Source organism: Nocardia sp. NBC_01499 (assembly GCF_045040275.1).
In the GTDB taxonomy this organism is placed as follows: Bacteria; Actinomycetota; Actinomycetes; order Mycobacteriales; family Mycobacteriaceae; genus Nocardia.
In genome coordinates this window covers 3067849-3087955 of sequence record NZ_CP109426.1, presented here as the reverse complement: position 1 = coordinate 3087955, position 20107 = coordinate 3067849, and the positions used below count along the sequence as shown (strand labels likewise).

Sequence of the window (20107 nt, the reverse complement as noted above, 5' to 3'; positions counted from 1 at the left end):
CGGTAGGCGCCCGCGCGGGTGTACGTGTCCCGCCGTTGTGGTTCGCGCGTGGCCCGCACCCGCGTGCGCGGTCTGCGGACGGATCGCGTCCGGGCGCGCCCGTTATGCTCTACCCGTCGCCGCCGAGGTGGCGACGAGCCGTTGGACCACGACAGGAGAGCCGTTCGTGACGAGCATGTGGGGCGCACCGTTGCGCTCGCGCTGGCGGGGATCGCGCCGCCGGGATCCGCAGCAGGCGCGCTTTCTGACCGCTGCGTCGCTGCGCTGGGTGCTCGCGAACCGGGCATACACCCCCTGGTATCTGGTGCGCTACTACCGGCTGCTCAAGTTCCGGCTGGCCAACCCGCACATCGTGTTGCGCGGCATGGTCTTCCTCGGCAAGCGGGTGGAGATCCATGCGACGCCCGAGCTCGGCCGGATGGAGATCGGCCGGTGGGTGCACATCGGCGACGGCAACGCCATCCGCTGCCACGAGGGTTCGCTGCGCATCGGCGACAAGGTGGTGTTCGGCAAGGACAACGTCGTCAACACCTACCTCGACATCGAGATCGGCGAATCCACCCTGGTCGCCGACTGGTGCTACATCTGCGATTTCGACCACAAGATGGACGACATCACGCTGCCGATCAAGGATCAGGGCATCGTGAAGAGCCCGGTTCGGATCGGTCCTGACACGTGGATCGCCGCCAAGGTCACGGTGCTGCGGGAGACCCGGGTCGGCCGCGGTTGCGTGCTCGGCGCGCACGCCGTCGTCAAGGGCGAGATCCCGGACTACAGCATCGCGGTCGGCGCACCGGCCAAGGTCGTCAAGAACCGCAAGGCCGCCTGGGAGGCGAGCGCCGAGGAGCGCGCGAAATACCTTGCGGCACTGGAAGATATCGAGCGTAAGAAGAACGGCGCCAAGACGGCATGACGCGCTACGCCGCACTGTTGCGTGGGATCGCACCGAGCAACCCGAACATGAGCAACGAGAAGTTGCGCGGCGTATTCGAGGGGCTCGGGTTCGAGAAGGTCGCCTCGGTGCTCGCGAGCGGCAATATCGTGTTCCAGACCGAGGACACCGATGTCGGCGATCTCGAGGATCGGATACAGCAGGCGCTCAACGCGGAACTCGGCATCGCCGGTGGCACGATCATCCGCAGTTACGAAGAGCTGCGAGCCCTGCTCGACACCGACCCGTTCCCCGGCCTCACACACGGACGTGGCACCTATCTCGTGGCCACGTTCCTCAAGGACCGTAAAAAGGTCGCCCGCAAGCTGCCCGACCAGCCCGATCCGCTGACCCGCGTCGTCGGCTACGACAAGCCGTGCAGCACCTACCTGGCGGTGATCGACAACAGCGAACCGGGCAAGACCCCGGACTTCATGAGCTGGCTGGAAAAGTCCCACGGCAAGGACATCACGACGCGTACCTGGCTCACGGTCCAGCGGGTCGTCAAGAAGATGGACGCCTAGCCCCGAGCTACTTCAGGTCGCAGCCCCGAGCTACTTCAGGTCGCAGCGCCGAGCTACTTCGGGTCGCGCTCGGGGAGGGGGCGTTCGATGATGTTCGGGCGGCCGAGGGGGTTGCGGACGCGGCGTTTGGCGGAGTGGTAGACCTGTGCGGTTTCGGCGGCAACCACGTCCCAGGCGAAATCGGCGGTGAGGCGTTCGCGGGCGGCGTAGGCGCGGTCTTGCGCGGCAATGGGGTCGTCGAGGGTGACGCGGGCGGCGTCGACCAGGCCGTCGACGTCGGCGGGGGCGAAGGAGGCGCCGGTGACGCCGTCGATGACCGCTTCGCCGAGGCCGCCCGCGGTGGAGGTGATCAGCGGGGTGCCTGCGGCGGCCGCCTCGAGCGCGACGATGCCGAAGGGTTCGTAGCGGCTCGGCAGCACAATGGCGTCGGCGCCGTGCAGCCAGCCGAGCAGTTCGCAGTGGTCGAGCTGGCCGACGAAGTTCACCGCGCGGGCCACCCGATGCACGCGAGCGCGCTCACGCAGCCACTCGAACTGGGTGCCGACACCGGCGACGGTGAGCGTGGTGCCGGGGTGGGCGCGGCGGATGCGCGGCAGCGCGGCGATCGCGTCCTGCACACCCTTCTCGTATTCGAGCCGACCGACATACAACAGTCGCGGCGGGCCGGTGCGCGGCGAGCGCGGCCGAAATGTCCAGGCGCCCACGTCGATTCCGTTGCGGATCACCGTCATCGGCACCCGCTCCGGGCCGTAGAGCCGCTCCACCTCGTCCTGCATCGAGGCCGAGCAGGTGATCAGCGCGTCGGATTCGTTGGCGAGCCACCACTCGACGGAATGCACCTGCCGGTTGACCTTGCCGGCGACCCAGCCGCTGTGCCGTCCCGCCTCGGTGGCGTGAATGGTCGACACCAGCGGCACGTCGTAGTACTCGGCCAGCGCGATACCGGGGTGCGCGACCAGCCAGTCGTGCGCGTGCACCACGTCGGGCGCCCAGCCGTCACCGATGCCTGGCTTGCCGAGCGCGATACCGGCGCGCACCATCGCGTGCCCCATCGCCAGCGTCCAGGCCAGCATGTCCTCGCCGAAATCGAAGACCGGCGGGTCCTCCGCGACCGCGACAACCAGCACACCCTCGGCGATGAAGGAGTGGGTGGGATGGGTCGAGGAGTCGGTGCCGGAGGGGCGGCGTGCCAGCACGACCACCTCGTGGCCGGCGACGGCCAGTTCGGTCGCCAGGTGATGCACATGCCTGCCCAACCCGCCGACCACGACCGGCGGGTACTCCCACGACACCATCAAGATCTTCATGCATGTCCTTCTGCGCTGGACGCGGCGTGCTCGGCAGCCGCGGCGAAGCTTCCTCCGGACCCGGCGCTCCCGAGTCGTCGCGCGTCCACACCGGGGAAGAGTCCGTCAGCCGCCCCCCATCCTGCCGCCAACTGCTGTGCTTTCGCGAGTTGACCCGCTCCGACAGCGGCCGCGATCTCCCGCACGGCGTGCGCGTGCCGGTGCGCGCGGTCGCGCGCGTAGCCTGCGGCGGAGTCCTTGCTGACCATGAACGCCCAGTCGCTGGACACGGTGAGGATGGCTTCGCGCAGCAACTGATCGGCGACCTTGTCGCGCAGCGCGGGCCCGCCGTCGGCGGCGCGCATCTTGTCGACCGTGTCGAGGGTGACCCGCACGATGTCGTCGTTGAGTTCGACCAGGTCGCTCACCTGATCTCCGGCCCAGACCCGCCAGTCCTTGCCGGAGCCCCAGGACGAATCCGCCAATGGCACCGGCGCACCGACGAATCCGCGTTCCCGCGCATCGGCCAGCGTGCCGACCGTGACGCCCGCTTCGGGCAGTGCCCGCAACACCTGGGCCAACCATTGCGGTCCCTCGTGCCACCAGTGGCCGAACAATTCGGTGTCGAACGCGGCGACCACCAGTGCGGGCCGACCGATCCGCGCGGATTCGCTGATCAGTCGCTCGCGCACCGTGTGCACGAAGTCGTCGACATCGCGGACGATCGCCGCGGCCGCCAGTTCCGGGTCGTACGGAGCCTTGTCCGGACCGGCTACCGTCTTGCCGGTGACCCTGGACGGTTTGAGACCCGTCGCGTGGTCGTAGTGATGAAAGTCACGGTAGGCACTCTGGCCCGGGTAGCCCGATTTCGGCGACCAGACCCGATAGCTCACCTGCAGATCACGCCCGAACGCGACCACATCGGACTCGCGGACCGGCCGTCCCAGGGTCGTGTCACCGCGCAGCGCGGGTCCGTCGACCATGAAGTGGGTGACACCGGCGGCGGCGTAGCCGACCTCCATGCCCGGCGTGTAGCCGCATTCCGGGGCCCAGATGCCGGTGGGGGTGTGGCCCCAGCGGTGTCGCGCGTCGCCGAGACCCTCGGTGAGCTGGAACTGGCGCAGCCGCGGATCGAGCAGTGGCTGGAACGGATGGGCGAGCGGCCCGCCGAGCAGTTCGATCGTGTCGGCGTCGATGAGTTCACGCCAGACCGGTGCGGCGCCGTGCCGCCAGCGGTGCTCGAAATCAGCCAAAGCCGCTGTGGCCAAACGATGTTCGTGCCTGCCGAGGGCGACGTTGCCGGACATGGCCGCCTCGTCGGCGCGCAGCTGCCAGTTGCCGAGCCAGTGGTGCATCCCGGCCAGGCAGTGCGGGTCGTCGAGCTGGGCCGCGAGCACCGGCGTGATGCCGAGGCTCAGCAGGCGTGAACGTCCTTCGGCGGCAAGGGTTCTGAGCACCTCGGCGACGGGAAGGTAAGAGGCGGCCCAGGATTGGTAGAGCCATTCCTCGCCGACCGGCCAGCGGCCGTGGTGCGCGAGCCAGGGCAGATGGGAGTGCAGGACCAGGGTGAACTGGCCAGGAACAGCCTCGTTGGTCAAGGCTTCACCGCGATGGCGACCAGATCCAGGCTCGCGTCGATGTCCTCGGCGATCAGTGTGAAGTCATCGATGGTGACGGCCGCGACGTCGGCGGTGAGCTCGGCGGGCCACGGCTCGCCGGCCAGCGCCCGCTCGATCTGCGCGTCGATGAACGACCCACCGTGCTTGGCGTCCAACGCTTTCAGGCTCGCGCCGTGGTGAACGCCGGTCATCTGCGCGACCTCGAATCCGGCCTCGACCAGCAGTTCGGTCAGCTCGGCCGCGTTGAGTTCGCGGGTGTGGAACGGGTTGAGCGGGGTATCGCGACCCGGCGAGAAGGTGATCCGGTTGGGCGTGCTGATCAGCAGTTCGCCGCCGGGGCGCAGCACCCGAAGGCACTCGCGGAGGAACTGGCCTTGGTCCCAAAGATGTTCGATCACTTGGAAGTTCACCACCACGTCGACCGAGGCGTCGGGCAGTGGCAGTGCGGCGAGGTTGCCCTGGATCATCTCAACGCGCGGGTAGCGGGCGCGCACGTGCTCGACCGCGCCGGTGTCGTAGTCGACGCCGGTGACCTTGGTGGCCACCGAGGCGATCATGTCCGCGCCGTAGCCTTCGCCGGATCCGGCCTCCAGCACGGTTTTTCCGGCGCAGCGAGCGAGCAGCCTCGCGTAGGCGATCTCGTGCCTGCGGAACCAGTAGTTCTCCTCGGCAATGCCGGGGACGGTCCGTTCGCCCGTCAACGGCAGCGGTTCGACGGCGCCGATGGTCGTTTCCGGGGCGCCGGTCATGCCCGTCGGGTCGGCCACTGCGGCAGGGATCACAGCCTCGCTCATCGTTCCGACGTTACTGGCACTGAGTGTTTGCGGGATACCCGCACCCGTTCACCGGGATGCCCCTACCCAGTCGCAATGGGCCGTTCGGCGGGGGTCGCGCGGCAGGGCTCCAGCCCGGCACGATATCGCTGGGTCTGGTGCTGTGAGAGAGAAGCGGCTAAGTTACCCACGAGTAACTTAACGTAGGGTAGTGTCACGCCCTGAGCTACTCACACGGACGTACGGCGCCCGCTCGTGCGACCACTCCATACGTGTAACCAGAACAGGAGGTCGACGAAGACCGATGCCGAACATCGTCGTACTCATCAAGCAGGTTCCCGACACCTGGTCCGAGCGCAAGCTGACCGATGGTGACTACACCCTCGATCGCGAAGCCGCCGACGCCGTCCTCGACGAGATCAACGAGCGCGCCGTCGAAGAAGCGCTGCTGATCAAGGAGGCGCAGGGCGGCGAGGTCACCGTGCTTGCCGCCGGTCCGGACCGGGCAACCGAGGCCATCCGCAAGGCGCTGTCCATGGGCGCCGACAAGGCCATCCACATCAACGACCCGGCGATCCACGGCTCCGACGCCGTGCAGACCGCCTGGGTGCTCGCGAGCGCGCTCGGCCAGGTCGAAGGCGTCGAGCTGGTCATCGCAGGCAACGAGGCGACCGACGGTCGCGCCGGTGCGGTGCCCGCCATCATCGCCGAGTACCTCGGCCTGCCGCAGCTGACCCACCTGCGCAAGCTCACCGTCGACGGCGACAAGGTCACCGGCGAGCGCGAGACCGACGATGGCGTCTTCAAGCTGGAGGCCACCCTCCCTGCCATCGTCAGCGTCACCGAGAAGATCAACGAGCCGCGCTTCCCCTCCTTCAAGGGCATCATGGCCGCGAAGAAGAAGGAAGTGCAGACCTTCACGCTGGCCGATCTGGGCGTCGACCCGTCGACCGTCGGTGTCGCGAACGCGGGCACCACCGTCACCGGAGCCACCCCGAAGCCGCCGCGCACCGCGGGCGAGAAGATCGCGGACGAGGGCGACGGCGGCACCAAGATCGCCCAGTACCTCGTCGGTCAGAAGATCATCTGATCCCGCCGATCTGCTTAGGAGAGAACACAAATGGCTGAAGTACTTGTGCTCATCGAGCACGCGGACGGTGCGATCAAGAAGGTCAGCACCGAGCTCCTTACCGCTGCCCGCAACCTGGGTGAGCCCGCTGCCGTCGTGCTCGGCACCGCAGGCACCGGCGAGAAGCTGGCCGACGCGCTCGCCGCGGCGGGTGCGGAGAAGATCTACATCGCCGAATCCGACGACGTGGAGAACTACCTGCTCACCCCGAAGATCGACGTGCTCGCCGCGCTGACCGAGCAGGTCTCCCCGGCCGCCGTCATCGTCGCCGCCTCGGCCGAAGGCAAGGAGGTGTCGGGCCGCCTCGCCGCCCGCATCGGCTCCGGCCTGCTCGTCGATGTCATCGACGTGAAGTCCGACGGCACCGCCGTGCACTCCATCTTCGGTGGCGCGTTCACCGTCGACGCCAAGGCCACCGGCGACGTGCCGGTGATCTCGGTGCGCCCTGGCGCCATCGAGGCGTCCGCGCAGGCCGGTGCCGGTGAGAAGGTCACCGTCGAGGTGCCCGCGCAGGAAGACGGCGTGGTCAAGGTGACCGCGCGCGAGCCGATCGTCGCGGGTGACCGTCCGGAGCTCACCGAGGCGAACATCGTCGTCTCCGGTGGTCGCGGTGTCGGTTCCGCCGAGAAGTTCTCGGTCGTCGAGGAGCTGGCCGACTCGCTCGGTGCCGCCGTCGGCGCCTCGCGTGCCGCGGTCGACTCGGGCTACTACCCTGGCCAGTTCCAGGTCGGCCAGACCGGTAAGACGGTCTCGCCGCAGCTCTACATCGCCCTCGGCATCTCCGGCGCCATCCAGCACCGGGCAGGCATGCAGACCTCGAAGACCATCGTCGCGGTCAACAAGGACGAAGAGGCCCCGATCTTCGAGATCGCGGACTACGGCATCGTCGGCGACCTGTTCAACGTCGCCCCGCAGCTCACCGAAGCGGTCAAGACGCACAAGGGCTGATCGCTCGCTTAGCGCGATGATTGGTGGCTCCGACTGGGAATTCAGTCGGGGCCACCTTTTTCGTTGCTGGGGGACGGGCAGAACAAGGCAGCTACTGTCTGCGTGGAGCGCCACGCGGTGCATATTCTGGGGAATCAGGGGAGGGTTACATGGTGGACGTCGATGGCAGCGGGAGCCTGCCCCTGGAGTCGGTGTCATCGGCACTGGACGGTGGTCTGCCGATGACCGCTCGACAGGAACAGTTCAGCCTCGCCTTCATTCAAATGGTTGCCGCCGCCGCGGGCTGTTCCATCAAGCATCATCTGACCGACTATGACGGGGTCGACATCACGATTGCGTCGTCTGCTGAGTACATGCGGTACTACTGCCCTGAGTTCGAGATGCAGCTCAAGTGCACGACACAGTGGCGGCTGCTCGGAGCCGAACACCTGGCATGGTCGCTGGGGCGCGATCGGTTTCTCAAGCTGGTGAACCCGAAACGGTTCGCCCCGGCACTGCTTGGCGTCCTGCTGGTCCCTGAGGATCCTGAACAACTACTGGACCTCTCCGAAGCAGGCTTGACCAGTTCAAGCCGAATGTACTGGCAGCATGCGAGAGAACTCGGCGCGATCGAGGATGGTAAGGCCAGCAAGACGGTCCATCTGCCTAGGAGCAACCTGTTCGACGTGAGCAGCCTTCAAGGGATCATGCAGGTAATCGGCGAAGGAGGTCAGTGGTGAAAGAGGTTCCGCTCGACGGTCTCCAGGAGATCGCGTCCACTTTGTCGCCGCCCGCCGTGTCTCAGTACCTCGCGAGCCAGGATTGGCAGCTCGAGGCTAGGGACCAAGACGTCAGAGAGATCTGGCGGCTTCCGGGCGCGGACGGTCCGCTAGGCCGTGTCATGCTGCCGTTGGCTACTGATTACGCTGACTTCCCTGTGCGTTTTCGCGACACGCTTCAAGCTCTCGCCACCATTTATGATTGGAATATCGGGCAGCTGGCCGAGCGTATCGCTGCGGCACGTGCTGATCTTTTCTTCGTGCGTCTCGACCAGGAAATGACGGATGGGACAATCCCTTTTCGGCAAGCCGAGAAGACTCTGGAAGCACTGTTGACGATGATGCGGGCCGCCGCTACAACTGCTGATGATCCCACTCATTCGCACCGTGGCAGTAGGTCGGCCATTGTCACCGACTTTCTTGAAGATGATATCCGGCTGGGGCACACGAAACGGGGCAGTTTTGTATTCACTGTCGTGACTCGTCTCGGTGAAGTTCTGCCGCCGCACGAGGACGGGTCGCCGACTGTGCCATTTCCGCGCAAGGTGATGACAACGCTGGCCACGGGTTTGCAGTCGACGCGGCAGCTTGCACTCGATTGGGACGAAGGTGCACTCGACCGGGCGGGACAGCTGGGCTTGAGCGCAGGCTTGGTGGAGTCGGTGCTGGATCTCACCCAGCCGGAAACACTACGTGCATTGGAGCTGTCGTTCGATTGGGCGGCCGCTGAACCGCGCCCTGACGTTGGCACTTCGCGAATCATCGTCGATCGCAATGCAATGGCAGGCCTGCCCCGCGTACGGGAACGATTGGTTCGGCGCGAGGAGCCGCCTCGTTATGTGACGCTGCTCGGCACGGTTCGTACGCTTAATCGAGATGATTCCGGTGACGAGGATCAGGAAGCCAGCAGTATCGTGTTGTCTACTCATGTGGACGGCCGCCCGCGAAAGGTGCATGTTCCGCTGGCCGGCGAGGAATATGCGTGGGCAATTCGTGCGCATCAGAGCAAGCAGCCGATTGTAGTGTCTGGTGATCTGATATTCGAGCGTGGTGTTTGGCGGCTGACCGGAACAATCAATGTAGATCCCAACTTTGTGGACCGTCGGATCTGACCGCTGCCGTGATCAATGGCCGGTGTCGGTGGACGCTCCGATACTGGGTTCTAGTCTCCGGCCAGCTGGAACGAGTTGCGCGGGAACGTGTTCCAAGAAGGCGCTGCAGGTGCGATAGCCTGCCGGTATGGCTGTTCCTACTACTCGGATGCTGGTGCTCGCCATCGTCCGGCTGCTGCAACCGGTGCACGGGTACGACGTTCGGCGTGAGCTGCTGTCCTGGCATGCCGATGATTGGGCGAATGTGAAGCCGGGGTCGATCTATGGTGCGCTGAATACCTTGCAGCGCGACGGACTGATCGCGATCGAGGGGGTCGCGCAGGAGGGGGCTCGCCCGGAGCGGACCACGTATCGGCTCACCAGCGAGGGGGAGAAGGAGTTCGGCGAGATGCTGCGTGAGTCGCTGTTCTCCGCCGAGCAGCCGAAGAATCCGTACTTCGCCGCGGTCGCGCTCTTTCCTGCGGCGCCGCGCGATGAAGTCATCGCCGCGTTGAACAGCCGGATTCTCAAGTTCGAGGCCGAGCTGGTCTTCACCGAGCGGGAGGTGGCCCGGATCTTGGCGGGCAGTGGTGATCCCGCCGAGGCCGTGCCGTACCACGTTGCCGACGCGATGCGCCTGTCCGCCGACCACATCAGGGCGGATCTGAACTGGTCGCGAAAGACGTTGGAGCGCATAGAAACCGGTGAGCTCGACGCGTGGGGCGGCGGTATGTACGGGATGAACACCTGAGACCCACTCGATATGATCAAGCCTGAATAGTAAAGCTTGACTATTTGGTCGATCGTTCCTACCGTAAGCGGTGTGGAAACGATCGACACTGTTCGTGGCCGCACACGCACCGCGGTCATCGAGGTGCGTGGGCTTGCCAGAACCTTCAAAACCAGAACCGGTCCCGTCGAGGCGGTCAGGGGGGTCGATTTCGCCGTGCACGACGGCGAAATCCTCGGTCTCCTAGGCCCGAACGGCGCGGGCAAAACCACTACCCTGCGGATGATCAGCACGCTGATCGCGCCGACCGCGGGCGAGGCGACCATCTCCGGCGCCGATCTGCGCACCGAGGCGCGGACCGTGCGTTCGCGCATCGGGTATGTCGCGCAGGGCAATACGACCAACGATCTCGAACTCGTCATCGACGAATTGGTCTTGCAGGCAAGGCTTTTCGGCCTCGATAAGGCGCAGGCGACACGCAATGCCGAGGAGCTGCTCGCGGCGCTCGACCTGGCCGGCCTCGGCGGGCGCAAGTGCTCGCAGCTGTCCGGTGGACAGCGGCGACGGGTGGACATCGCGCTCGGGCTCGTGCACGGTCCGAAGCTGATCTATCTGGACGAGCCGACCAGCGGCCTCGACCCGCAGAGCCGGGCCAATCTGTGGGAACACATTCGGGGACTTCGGGATCGGGGCACCACCATCGTGCTCACCACGCACTATCTCGAAGAGGCCGACGCACTGTGCGACCGGTTGCTGGTCATGGACCACGGCGGCATCGTCGCCGAGGGCTCGCCCGACGAACTCAAGCGGCGCATCTCCGGCGACGTGGTCAGCCTCGAAATCGCCGACGAGCACGCCGATCTCGCGCTCCGGGTGGCCGAGTCCGTGCTCGACGTGCGATCGGGGGTACGCGCCGAGGACGCGGGCGCGACGGTGGTGCACCTGACGGTCGAGCGGGGCGACGCCGCCGTCGTGCCCCTGCTGCGGGCGCTGGACGAACGGGGAATCGCGGCGGGCGCGATCACCGTCAAACGGCCGAGCCTCGACGATGTCTTCCTCACCATCACCGGACGTTCACTGCGAGAAGGGAATCGGTCATGAGATTCGCGCATGACACCGGCCTGATCTTCTGGTCTCAACTGCGCAGCAACCTGCGCAACCCCATCTGGGTGATGATCGGGCTGTCCCAACCGATTCTGTATTTGGTGCTGTTCGGTCCGTTGATCAAAGGGATCGCGCCCGCGCTCGGCACCGACGTCGACCCGTGGAAGATCCTCACGCCAGGATTGGTCATCCAGACCGGGCTGATGGGTTCGTTGTTCGCCGGATTCGCCATCATCTCGGAGCTGCGCGCGGGTGTCATAGAGCGACAACGGGTTACGCCCGCGGACCGGGGCGCGCTGTTGCTCGGCCGGGTGCTCAAGGACATGGTGGTGCTGATCGTGCAGGCGCTGGTCCTGGTCGGGGTTGCGGTGCTGGCGTTCGGATTACGGCCGGACCCATTGGGTTTGGTGCTGTCGGTGCTGTTGATCGCGGTGATGTCCGCCGGACTCGCAGCCGCGTCCTATGCACTGGGGCTCTGGGCCAGGCAGGAGGGCACGCTCGCTTCGGTGCTCAACACCCTGACCCTGCCGATCATGCTGCTGTCCGGGATCCTGTTGCCGATGGCCGTCGGGCCGAACTGGTTGCGGGATATCGCGAAGGCAAACCCGTTCTCGCACACCGTCGATGCCGCGCGGGCGCTGTTCCGCGGCGACTTCGGCAGCACCGATGTCTACCTCGGCACCGGCGTTACCGTGGCGATTGCCTTGGTGCTCATGGTGATCGGTGCCCGCAGCTTCGCCAGGGAGAACGCCTGAGTGAGACATGCTCGCGCACTGCGTGATTCATAGCGAACGACCCCGGGCCCAGGCTCGGGGTCGTTCCGTCGATCAGGTGCGGTGCGCTCAGGGGCGGTGGAGCCCGGCGAGCAGGGTGGTGAGGATGGGAGAGCGACGGACGTCGCTGCGTAGGACCGCGGAGACCGGGATGCGGAGCTTCTGGTCGGCCAGTTTCAGGACGACCAGGCCCTCGGTGGAGCTTTCGGCGTAGAGGACCGTCCAGGCGTCGGGCCGGTTGATCAGTTCGAGGGTCGCGGTGTGATCGGGCGGAATCGGCGGACCGAAGGTGGGTCCGGTGGGCAGCTCGGCGAACGCGGACCGAATCACGGTGTGCAACAACACCTGTTCCTGCTCCGGCGGCAGCAGCAGCGGATACCTGCTCAGATCCGACAGCGTCACCGTCTCCCTGGTGGCCAGCGGATGTGCGCTGGAGGTGGCGATCACGAGGTCCTCGACCCACAGCTGCTCCACCTCCAGGCCAGGCTGATCGACGCTGCCGCGGATGAGCGCGAGATCGCAGTCGCCGTCGGCCACCGCGGTGATCCGCTGCCGGAACGGCTTGATCACGAACTCGATCTCCGCCTCGGGGTGCGTCGCGCGGGCACCGGCGATCGCCGACAGCGATCGCGTCGCGAAGGACATGTTCGCCGCGAGCCGGATGCGCGGGCCGACCGTGCGCACCGCCGCCCGGATCGCCGACTCGAGGCTCAGCATTTGTTTCGCAAGGGGAAGTAGCCGCGCGGTGGCGTCGGTGGCAACGACTGATCTTGTCGATCGCTCGAACAATTGCACGCCAAGATCGCGCTCGAGCCGGGAGATCTGATGGCTGATCGCGGACTGTGAGATAAAGCACCTCGCGGCCGCCCCGCTGAAGCTGAGCTCCTCGCAGACGGCCACGAAGTAGGTGAGCTGCCGAAGTTCCACAGCGCCTCCGATTAATGACGGATCGAGATAAGAGTCATCTGAATTATGCGCCCTAACTCCTGAAATATCCTCGTTCCCGATGACGGTTGGTAATGAGAGAAGGAGGCTGTCATGCAGTACGTGGATGCGGGAATCGAAACCGCGGGTGTCGTCATCGTCGGATCGGGGTTCGGCGGACTCTCCGCCGCCAAACAACTTGCCAAGTCGGGTATCGATTACGTGCTGATCTCCAGCACGCCGGAGCACCTGTTCCAACCGTTGTTGTACCAGGTAGCGACCGGTGTGCTGGCATCGGAGGAGATTGCGCCGCCGATCGCCGCCATTCTGCGGCGCCACCGCGAGGCCGATGTGCGCCTCGGCAAGGTGGTCGCCATCGATCCCGATAAGGCGATCGTCACTTATGAGCAGAACGGCGAACAGCGCCGCATCCGGTACGGCTCGCTGATCGCCGCCACCGGCGCAAGCCAGTCCTACTTCGGCCGTGACGATTTCGCCGAGAAGACCTACTCGCTCAAGACCATCGACGACGCGAAACTGCTTCGCGCACAGATCCAACGGGTCTTCGCCGAGGCCAAGGGCGCCGATGCGGAGACCAAGCGCAGGCTGCTGAGCTTCGTGGTGGTCGGGGCTGGCGCGACCGGCGTCGAGGTGGCCGGTCAGCTGAAGGAACTGGCGAAAAGGTATTACCACCAAGAAGTTTCGGTCACCCTCGTCGAGGGCGCCGGTGAGGTGCTTCCGCCGTTCGGCGGCGGGCTGTCCGAGTACGCGAAGAAGTCGTTGACCCGCACCGGCGTCGACGTGCTGCTCGGCACCTTCGTCACCGACATCGACGAGGGCAAGGTCACCGTCAAGGACAAGAGCGGCGTCGAACGCGGTATCGCGGCGGAGACGATCGTCTGGTCGGCGGGCGTGCAGGTCGGCGGGTTCGCGAAGGTCCTCGCCGAGGCCACCGGCGTCGAAACCGACCGCGCCGGAAGGCTGTTGATCAATCCCGACCTGACCGTTGGCGGCTACGCCGACATCTACGCGATCGGCGATATGACCTCCCTGAACGGCTACCCGGGGCAGTCGCCGGTGGCCATGCAGGAGGGCAGGCACGCCGCGGACATCATTCGCCGAAAGAAGCAGGCTGGCACCGCGTTCAAGTACTGGGACAAGGGCAGCATGGCGGTGATCAGCCGGTTCAGCGCGGTGACCAAGCTGAACGACAAGATCACCTTCCGCGGTCTGCTCGCCTGGTTCATGTGGCTCGCGGTACACCTGTTCTACCTGGTCGGCTTCCGCAACCGGTTCGCCGCGGTCGCCTCCTGGCTTGTCGCCTTCATCGGCACCGGGCGCCCCGGTTTCGCCGAGGTCGAGAAGGCGCCGCGGCGGGCGGGTGCTGAGGAACGTAGCGCCGCCTGAGCTCGGACTCGGGCCTGTTGGGCGCAACTGAACAACGCAACCTGGACGCAACGTGAAGTCGCATCGCGAGATCCGCGCGACGCGACTTCACGTTGTTCGGCGTCTGTTCGAATCGTGTTCACGGACAAGGCTTCCAGCAGTTCAAGGACGCGATTTCGGCGCGCTGACGCGAACATGGCGCGACGGTCCGGTGAACGCTCGGTGTGATCAGCGTCTCGTTCACCGAACCTGCATCGCGGTGACACTTCGAGGTTGCTCCAGCGCAGTTTAGGCCTGGCTTCATCACGGATATGACTATTACGTCCGTGTTGACAGCCCCGGCGCGCTCGACGGACTCCGGGGTGGAACGGTCACGGTACTCGCTGGTCGTCTCGTCCGACGCGGAGCACCGCGCGGCGGCGCAGCGACTGCGCTACGGCGTGTTCGCGAGCGAGCCCGGATTCCACATCCCCGACAACGGTACCGGCCTCGACGCCGACCGATTCGATGAGCACTGCGACCACCTACTGGTTCGCGACGACCTGACCCAAGACTTCGTCGGCTGCTACCGGATGTTGCCGCCGGACAAGGTCGCCGCGGCGGGCGGTTACTACACGGCCACGGAATTCGATCTGTCCCAACTGGATCCGCAAGGCCGGCGGATCGTCGAGATGGGCCGCGCCTGCGTGGTGCCCGATCACCGCAACGGCTCGGTGCTGACCCTGATGTGGGCTGGCATCCTGCACTACATCCAGCTCACCGGTTACGACTGGGTGATGGGCTGCGTCTCGGTACCGATGCAGGACAGCGCAACTGACGAACCCGGCGTGAACGTGCGCGGCGTGCGCGACATGCTGCTCGGCAGGCACGCCTCCGATCCGGAACAGCGGGTGCACCCGATCCGCCCGGTCGTTGTCGACGGCAAGACCCTCGACGACATGACACCGCCCGCGCGCCCCAAGCTCCCCCCGCTGCTGCGCGGCTACCTTCGTCTCGGCGCGGAGATCTGCGGCGAGCCCGCCCACGACCCCGACTTCGGCGTCGCCGACTTCGTCGCCATCCTCGGCCTCGACACCATCAACACCCGCTACCTGAACCGATTACAAGACGCCGCAGCGACTTTCGACGGGGGACGGTGAGCGACATGGTGTTCGACGCGCCGCTCGCCAAGGCCACCGCGCACGCGTGGATGCCGTCGAGTCCCTGCGGGGCCGGGTGCATCGAGTCGATCGATGAGGTCGGCACCGGCCGGGTGATCGGTCGGCTGCTCGGTGTAGCCGGGCTGCTCATCAGCTTCCCGATGGTGAATCTGGTTACCCCGCAAGGCAAACGAGAACGTCTGCAGCGCGGTTACGCGCGAACGCTATTGAGTTGTCTCGGAATGGAATTGCGGATAGTCGATCGCCGGATCGACACGAACGGGCGCGGTGCTGTCGATGAGGGCAGCACCGCGCCTTCTGTTTACGGGGCATCTGGTACCGGGGTCATGGTCGTTGTCGGGCATATCGGCTGGACCGACATCGTCGCGCTCGCCGCGGTGCAGCCGCTCGGCTTCGTCGCCCGCGCGGACATGGTCGACTGGCCCGTGCTCGGCAAGCTGGCGACGCTGATGCGGGTCATCCCGATCGAACGGGAGAAGTTGCGCGCGCTGCCCGGTGTGGTCGCCCAGATCGGCGCCAGGCTCAGCGCCGGCGAGCGGATCGCGGTGTTCCCCGAGGGCACCACCTGGTGCGGTCGCGCGTACGGCAGCATGCGTCCCGCGCTGTTCCAAGCGGCGATCAACACCGATACCCCGGTCCAGCCGGTGCGGTTGCGCTACCTGGACCGGCATGGCGTGCAGTGCACGGTCCCCGGATTCGTCGGCGAAGACTCCTTCGCCTCGTCCGCCCGCCGCGTGCTGCGTTCGCGCGGCATGGTCGCCGAGGTAGTCCTGGAGACGGTCCAGCAGCCAGGCACCGATCGCCGAGACCTGGCCCGCCGCTGCGAGGCCGCCATCCGTGGCGCCGAACTGTCCCGGCACGGCGCGCTCGACGCCACGGTCTGGATCGAGTCGGGCAAGACCCGCGTCAAGGACCCGTCGGTCTCCTCGGACGCACCGGAGGTCCGCAGGCCACCCCGTCGCCTGCGGCCCGTATTGCGCGGCCGAGGTCGCCGGGTCGAGACGGTCGGCAGGTAAGCCGAGAACTGCGCGCAGCCGCAGGCAATGGCCTGCGGCTGCGCGCTGTCCTACCGAGCGAGTCGCAGCGCCACGGCGGCGGCCGGGATCAGCACCGGGAAGATCGTGATCTGGTACGAGCGTGCCGAATGGCGGTCGCTGGGGAACCGGACACACGGGTCGAGCGCCCAGGACGCGCCGGTTGCGGGAATACCGCAGGGCGGTAGGCGGGTTGCGCATCGTGGGTGAATCACAGACAGCCGGGGGAGACCCCAAAGATGCGCAGGTCAACGCTGGGATAGGCTTATTTGGTCATGAAGGCGGCTATTTCGGGTTCGGTCCACGGTGCGGCGACCCATACGGTCTACCTCGATCATGCGGCCACCACACCAATGTTGCCTGCCGCTATCGAGGCGATGACGGCTGCGTTGGCGATGGCGGGTAACGCCTCGTCGCTGCACGGATCGGGGCGCGCTGCCCGGCGGACGCTGGAGGAGGCGCGTGAGTCGATCGCCGCCGATCTCGGCGCAAGGCCCTCGGAGGTCATCTTCACCTCCGGCGGGACCGAGAGCGACAATCTGGCGGTCAAAGGCATCTACTGGGCGCGCCGCGACGCCGACCCGCGCCGAACCAGGATCATCGTCAGCTCGGTCGAGCATCACGCGGTGATCGACGCGGTCGAGTGGCTGGAGCGGCACGAGGGCGCCAGGATCACCTGGCTGCCGGTGGACGCCGACGGCGTCGTCTCGCCGCGCGTGCTGCGGGCCGCGCTGTCCGCGAACCCGGACGATGTCGCGCTTGTCACCATCATGTGGGCCAACAACGAGGTCGGCAGCATTCAGCCGATCGGTGAATTGGCCGCCGTGGCACAGGAATTCGGCGTCCCCATGCACAGCGACGCGGTACAGGCCGCGGCCCAGCTGCCGATCGACTTCGCCGCGAGCGGATTGTCGGCGGCCAGTTTCGCCGGGCACAAGGTCGGCGGCCCGCACGGCGTCGGCCTGCTGCTGCTCGGCAGGCAGGTGCCGTGCGTGCCGCTGCTGCACGGCGGCGGGCACGAGCGCGACCTGCGTTCGGGCACCTCGGACACCGCGGCCGCGGTCGGCTTGGCCACCGCGCTGCATCAGACGGCGATCGAATTGCCAACGCGCACCGCGGAACTGACCGCGTTGCGGGACGCGCTGATCGACGGCGTGCGGCAGATCGTGCCGGAGGCGGTGCTCAACGGCGCGCCCGGCGATCGACGGCTGCCCGGCAATGTGCACTTCACCTTCCCTGGCTGCGAAGGGGATTCGCTGCTGATGCTGCTCGACGCGGCCGGGATCGAGTGCTCGACCGGGTCGGCCTGTACCGCCGGTGTCGCGTCGCCGAGTCACGTGTTGATCGCGATGGGTGTCGAACAGTGGCAGGCCCGAGGGTCGCTGCGATTTTCGTTGGGGCACACCTCGACGCGCGCCGATGTCGAGGCGTTGCTCGATGTGTTGCCCAAGGTTGTTGAGCGGGCCATGGCCGCGGGTCTGGCCGGTGCCAAGGGAGGTGTTTGATGCGAGTACTTGCCGCGATGAGTGGTGGTGTTGATTCGGCGGTGGCGGCGGCACGTGCCGTCGAGGCTGGTCACGAGGTGGTCGGTGTGCATCTGGCGCTGTCCGCGTCGCCGGGCACATTGCGCACCGGGTCGCGTGGCTGCTGCTCGAAGGAGGACGCGGGCGACGCGAGGCGGGCCGCCGACGTGCTCGGCATCCCGTTCTACGTCTGGGATTTCGCCGATCGCTTCAAGGAAGACGTGATCGACGATTTCGTCGCCGCCTACGCGGCCGGTGAGACGCCCAACCCGTGCCTGCGCTGCAACGAGAAGATCAAGTTCTCCGCGCTGGCCGACCGCGCGCTCGCGCTCGGCTTCGACGCCGTGGTCACCGGTCACTACGCGCGGCTCGACGACGGCGTGCTGCGCCGGGCCGTCGACGCCGACAAGGACCAGTCCTACGTGCTCGCGGTGCTGAACGCCCAGCAGCTCTCGCGCGCCATGTTCCCCGTCGGCGACACCCCGAAGCCTCGGATCCGCGAAGAGGCCGCCGAGCGCGGCCTTGCCGTCGCGAACAAGCCGGACAGCCACGACATCTGCTTCATCCCGTCCGGCGACACCCAGGCGTTCCTCGGTGCCAAGATCGGCATTCGGCCGGGCGCCGTAGTCGACGCCGACGGTCAGAAACTCGCGGAACACGAAGGCGTGCACGGGTTCACGATCGGCCAGCGCAAGGGCCTCGGGCTGCCCGGCCCGGCCGCGGACGGCAAGCCGCGCTACGTGACCGGCATCGATCCCGACTCCGGCACCGTCCGGGTCGGTTCGGTCGAGGACCTGCAGGTGTGGACCATCGAGGCGGAGCGCGCGATCTGGACCTCCGGTGCCGCGCCGGACGGGCCGATCGAATGTGTCGTGCAGGTGCGCGCGCACGGCGGCACCGCACCGGCGATCGCCGAGGCGGTCGGCGACGGGCTGTCGGTTCGCCTGCGCGAGCCGCTGACCGGTGTCGCGCGCGGCCAGGCGGTTGTGCTGTATCGACCGGATGAGCTGGGGGACCTGGTGATCGGCAGCGGAACCATCTCCGGTACCGGCAGCGCGGCGATCGGCAGCGAGGCGGAGTCGGCCGCCACGCGGTGACCACGACCAACGCGCCGATGTGCGAGGGTTACCCGAGACCGGCTGCCGCGTCGAAGGGCAGCGATTCGCACCGGATCGCGGTCGGCGAATCCGCCTGCCGCGCACACTGATCAGACCGCGACCGGGTATCCGGATGGCGCGCACAACGATCGACTGACGGAAGCGACAACGGTGTACCAGAACGCGAAAGGCACGGAAATCGACCGAGCGAGCGACGCTGCGGACCAGCCAGCGGCGAGCGGGTTGCGCGGCGGGATCGCGACCGGCGTCGGCTCCTGGCCCGGCACCGATTCCCGCGAGGCCGCCGCGACCATTCTCGGCGAATTGCCGGATCTGCCACACCTGGTGGAACTTCCGGGGCGCGGGGCGGGCGCGGACATCATCGGGCGGATGTCGGCGCTGCTCGTCGACATGCGCTTCGACACCACCACCCGCGGCTACCGGCTCGCGCCGCGGCCGGGCGGAGTGTCGCGGCGGGCTCGCGATTTGCTCCGCGGCGATCTCGACGCGCTCGAAGAGGCATGGGAGACAGCGGGTTCGGCGGGTTCGGGTCGTCCGATCAAGCTGCAGGTCGCCGGTCCGCTGACGCTCGCGGCACAGGTCGAGCTGCCGAATGGACACTTGGCCGTCACCGATCCCGGTGCGCTGCGCGATCTTTCGGAATCCCTCGCCGAGGGCCTGGTGAACCATGTCGCCGAGGTCCGTAAGCGGCTCGGCGCGGAAGTCGTTCTGCAACTGGACGAACCGTCGCTGACCGCCGTGCTCGAAGGCTCCCTGAGCGGTGTCAGCATGCTCGACAGCGTCCGCGCGATGCCCGAACCCGAAGCACTCACCATCCTGGACACCCTCATCGCGACCCAGTCCGCACCGGTGCTGATCCACAGCTGCGCCGAACCCCCCGCCCTCGCGTTCCTGCGCGGAAGCACCGCCGCCGCAATCGGATTCGACATCGCCACCATCGGCACCCGCGAATTGGACAGCATCGGCGAAATCCTGGACTCCGGCAAACATCTAGTACTCGGCCTAGTCCCCACCACCGCCCCCGCCACCCCGCCGACCTGGCGCGACATCGCCGAACCCGGCGTCCGCCTCATCGATCGCCTCGGCTTCGCGCGCACCACGCTGGCCACCCAGATCCTCGTCGCCCCGGCCTGCGGCCTCGGCAACACCACACTGACCTGGGCCCGCAAGGCCATCGGCCTCGCCAACGAGGTAGCCCGCGCCTACGCCGAAGACCCCGAGTCCCTCACCTTCGACGAGCCGTCGGGCATCGCCTGACCCGCTCGCCGTCGCGCATCCCGTCGGTCGGCTCGGTTC

The 20107-nt window shown here is 67.0% G+C and carries 19 protein-coding genes; 15 read left to right on the top strand and 4 right to left on the bottom strand.

From position 1 onward, the window contains the following. The first annotated feature begins 166 nt into the window (after window positions 1-166). Complete coding sequence (locus OG203_RS14255; protein WP_405166122.1) at window positions 167-913, top strand: acyltransferase; 747 nt, start codon at window positions 167-169, stop codon at window positions 911-913. Beyond that, window positions 910-1455: a DUF1697 domain-containing protein gene (locus tag OG203_RS14250; RefSeq protein WP_405166121.1), complete on the top strand. Its 546-nt coding sequence runs from the start codon at window positions 910-912 to the stop codon at window positions 1453-1455. Before OG203_RS14255 ends, OG203_RS14250 begins: the two co-directional genes overlap by 4 nt. Window positions 1456-1508: 53 nt before the next feature. Here the strand turns inward: OG203_RS14250 and OG203_RS14245 are convergent, their stop codons facing one another. Genes OG203_RS14245 through OG203_RS14235 form a run of 3 tightly spaced genes read right to left on the bottom strand, consistent with a single transcriptional unit; the run spans window position 1509 to window position 5154 of the window. Next, window positions 1509-2762, bottom strand: a complete 1254-nt coding sequence (locus tag OG203_RS14245; RefSeq protein WP_405166120.1) for a glycosyltransferase family 4 protein — start codon at window positions 2760-2762, stop codon at window positions 1509-1511. Then, window positions 2759-4339: a 1,4-alpha-glucan branching protein domain-containing protein gene (locus OG203_RS14240; protein ID WP_405166119.1), complete on the bottom strand. Its 1581-nt coding sequence runs from the start codon at window positions 4337-4339 to the stop codon at window positions 2759-2761. The genes OG203_RS14245 and OG203_RS14240 overlap by 4 nt, the downstream gene beginning before the upstream one ends. Further along, window positions 4336-5154 carry a methyltransferase domain-containing protein gene (locus OG203_RS14235; protein ID WP_405166118.1) on the bottom strand — a complete coding sequence of 273 codons (819 nt, stop codon included), beginning with the start codon at window positions 5152-5154 and terminating at the stop codon, window positions 4336-4338. The genes OG203_RS14240 and OG203_RS14235 overlap by 4 nt, the downstream gene beginning before the upstream one ends. Window positions 5155-5437: 283 nt before the next feature. Here OG203_RS14235 and OG203_RS14230 point away from each other — a divergent pair, with 283 nt between their 5' ends. The 7 genes from OG203_RS14230 (at window position 5438) to OG203_RS14200 (ending at window position 11648) form a co-directional block, all read left to right on the top strand. Then, window positions 5438-6223, top strand: coding sequence for an electron transfer flavoprotein subunit beta/FixA family protein (locus OG203_RS14230; protein ID WP_107658547.1), 786 nt, complete (start codon window positions 5438-5440; stop codon window positions 6221-6223). Window positions 6224-6253: 30 nt separating this feature from the next. Next, window positions 6254-7210, top strand: coding sequence for an electron transfer flavoprotein subunit alpha/FixB family protein (locus OG203_RS14225; RefSeq protein ID WP_405166117.1), 957 nt, complete (start codon window positions 6254-6256; stop codon window positions 7208-7210). Window positions 7211-7359: 149 nt separating this feature from the next. Beyond that, window positions 7360-7929 (top strand): DUF4365 domain-containing protein, encoded by a 570-nt coding sequence (locus tag OG203_RS14220; RefSeq protein ID WP_405166116.1) that lies wholly within the window; start codon window positions 7360-7362, stop codon window positions 7927-7929. Next, entirely contained in the window at window positions 7926-9080 is a 1155-nt protein-coding gene (locus tag OG203_RS14215; RefSeq protein WP_405166115.1) for a hypothetical protein, read from the top strand. Before OG203_RS14220 ends, OG203_RS14215 begins: the two co-directional genes overlap by 4 nt. Window positions 9081-9207: 127 nt before the next feature. Then, a complete protein-coding gene (locus OG203_RS14210) occupies window positions 9208-9810 on the top strand; it encodes a PadR family transcriptional regulator (protein ID WP_405166114.1) in 603 nt (200 codons plus the stop codon). Window positions 9811-9882: 72 nt separating this feature from the next. Further along, window positions 9883-10890 carry an ATP-binding cassette domain-containing protein gene (locus OG203_RS14205; RefSeq protein ID WP_405166113.1) on the top strand — a complete coding sequence of 336 codons (1008 nt, stop codon included), beginning with the start codon at window positions 9883-9885 and terminating at the stop codon, window positions 10888-10890. Continuing rightward, a complete protein-coding gene (locus OG203_RS14200) occupies window positions 10887-11648 on the top strand; it encodes an ABC transporter permease (protein ID WP_405166112.1) in 762 nt (253 codons plus the stop codon). The genes OG203_RS14205 and OG203_RS14200 overlap by 4 nt, the downstream gene beginning before the upstream one ends. Window positions 11649-11735: 87 nt before the next feature. Here OG203_RS14200 and OG203_RS14195 read toward each other — a convergent pair whose 3' ends face one another. Further along, window positions 11736-12593, bottom strand: a complete 858-nt coding sequence (locus OG203_RS14195) for a LysR family transcriptional regulator (protein ID WP_357377962.1) — start codon at window positions 12591-12593, stop codon at window positions 11736-11738. 111 nt (window positions 12594-12704) lie between these two features. On the opposite strand from OG203_RS14195, the gene OG203_RS14190 reads away from it, so the two are divergent. The 6 genes from OG203_RS14190 (at window position 12705) to OG203_RS14165 (ending at window position 20068) form a co-directional block, all read left to right on the top strand. Then, entirely contained in the window at window positions 12705-13997 is a 1293-nt protein-coding gene (locus OG203_RS14190; RefSeq protein ID WP_405166111.1) for an NAD(P)/FAD-dependent oxidoreductase, read from the top strand. A gap of 290 nt (window positions 13998-14287) precedes the next feature. After that, window positions 14288-15115: a GNAT family N-acetyltransferase gene (locus tag OG203_RS14185; RefSeq protein WP_405166110.1), complete on the top strand. Its 828-nt coding sequence runs from the start codon at window positions 14288-14290 to the stop codon at window positions 15113-15115. After that, window positions 15112-16152, top strand: coding sequence for a lysophospholipid acyltransferase family protein (locus tag OG203_RS14180; RefSeq protein WP_405166109.1), 1041 nt, complete (start codon window positions 15112-15114; stop codon window positions 16150-16152). The genes OG203_RS14185 and OG203_RS14180 overlap by 4 nt, the downstream gene beginning before the upstream one ends. Before the next feature lie 293 nt (window positions 16153-16445). Further along, window positions 16446-17675, top strand: coding sequence for a cysteine desulfurase family protein (locus OG203_RS14175; RefSeq protein ID WP_405166108.1), 1230 nt, complete (start codon window positions 16446-16448; stop codon window positions 17673-17675). Next, complete coding sequence (gene mnmA / locus OG203_RS14170; RefSeq protein WP_405166107.1) at window positions 17675-18790, top strand: tRNA 2-thiouridine(34) synthase MnmA; 1116 nt, start codon at window positions 17675-17677, stop codon at window positions 18788-18790. Before OG203_RS14175 ends, mnmA begins: the two co-directional genes overlap by 1 nt. 243 nt (window positions 18791-19033) lie before the next feature. Further along, window positions 19034-20068, top strand: a complete 1035-nt coding sequence (locus tag OG203_RS14165) for a methionine synthase (RefSeq protein ID WP_405167874.1) — start codon at window positions 19034-19036, stop codon at window positions 20066-20068. Window positions 20069-20107 lie beyond the last annotated feature (39 nt).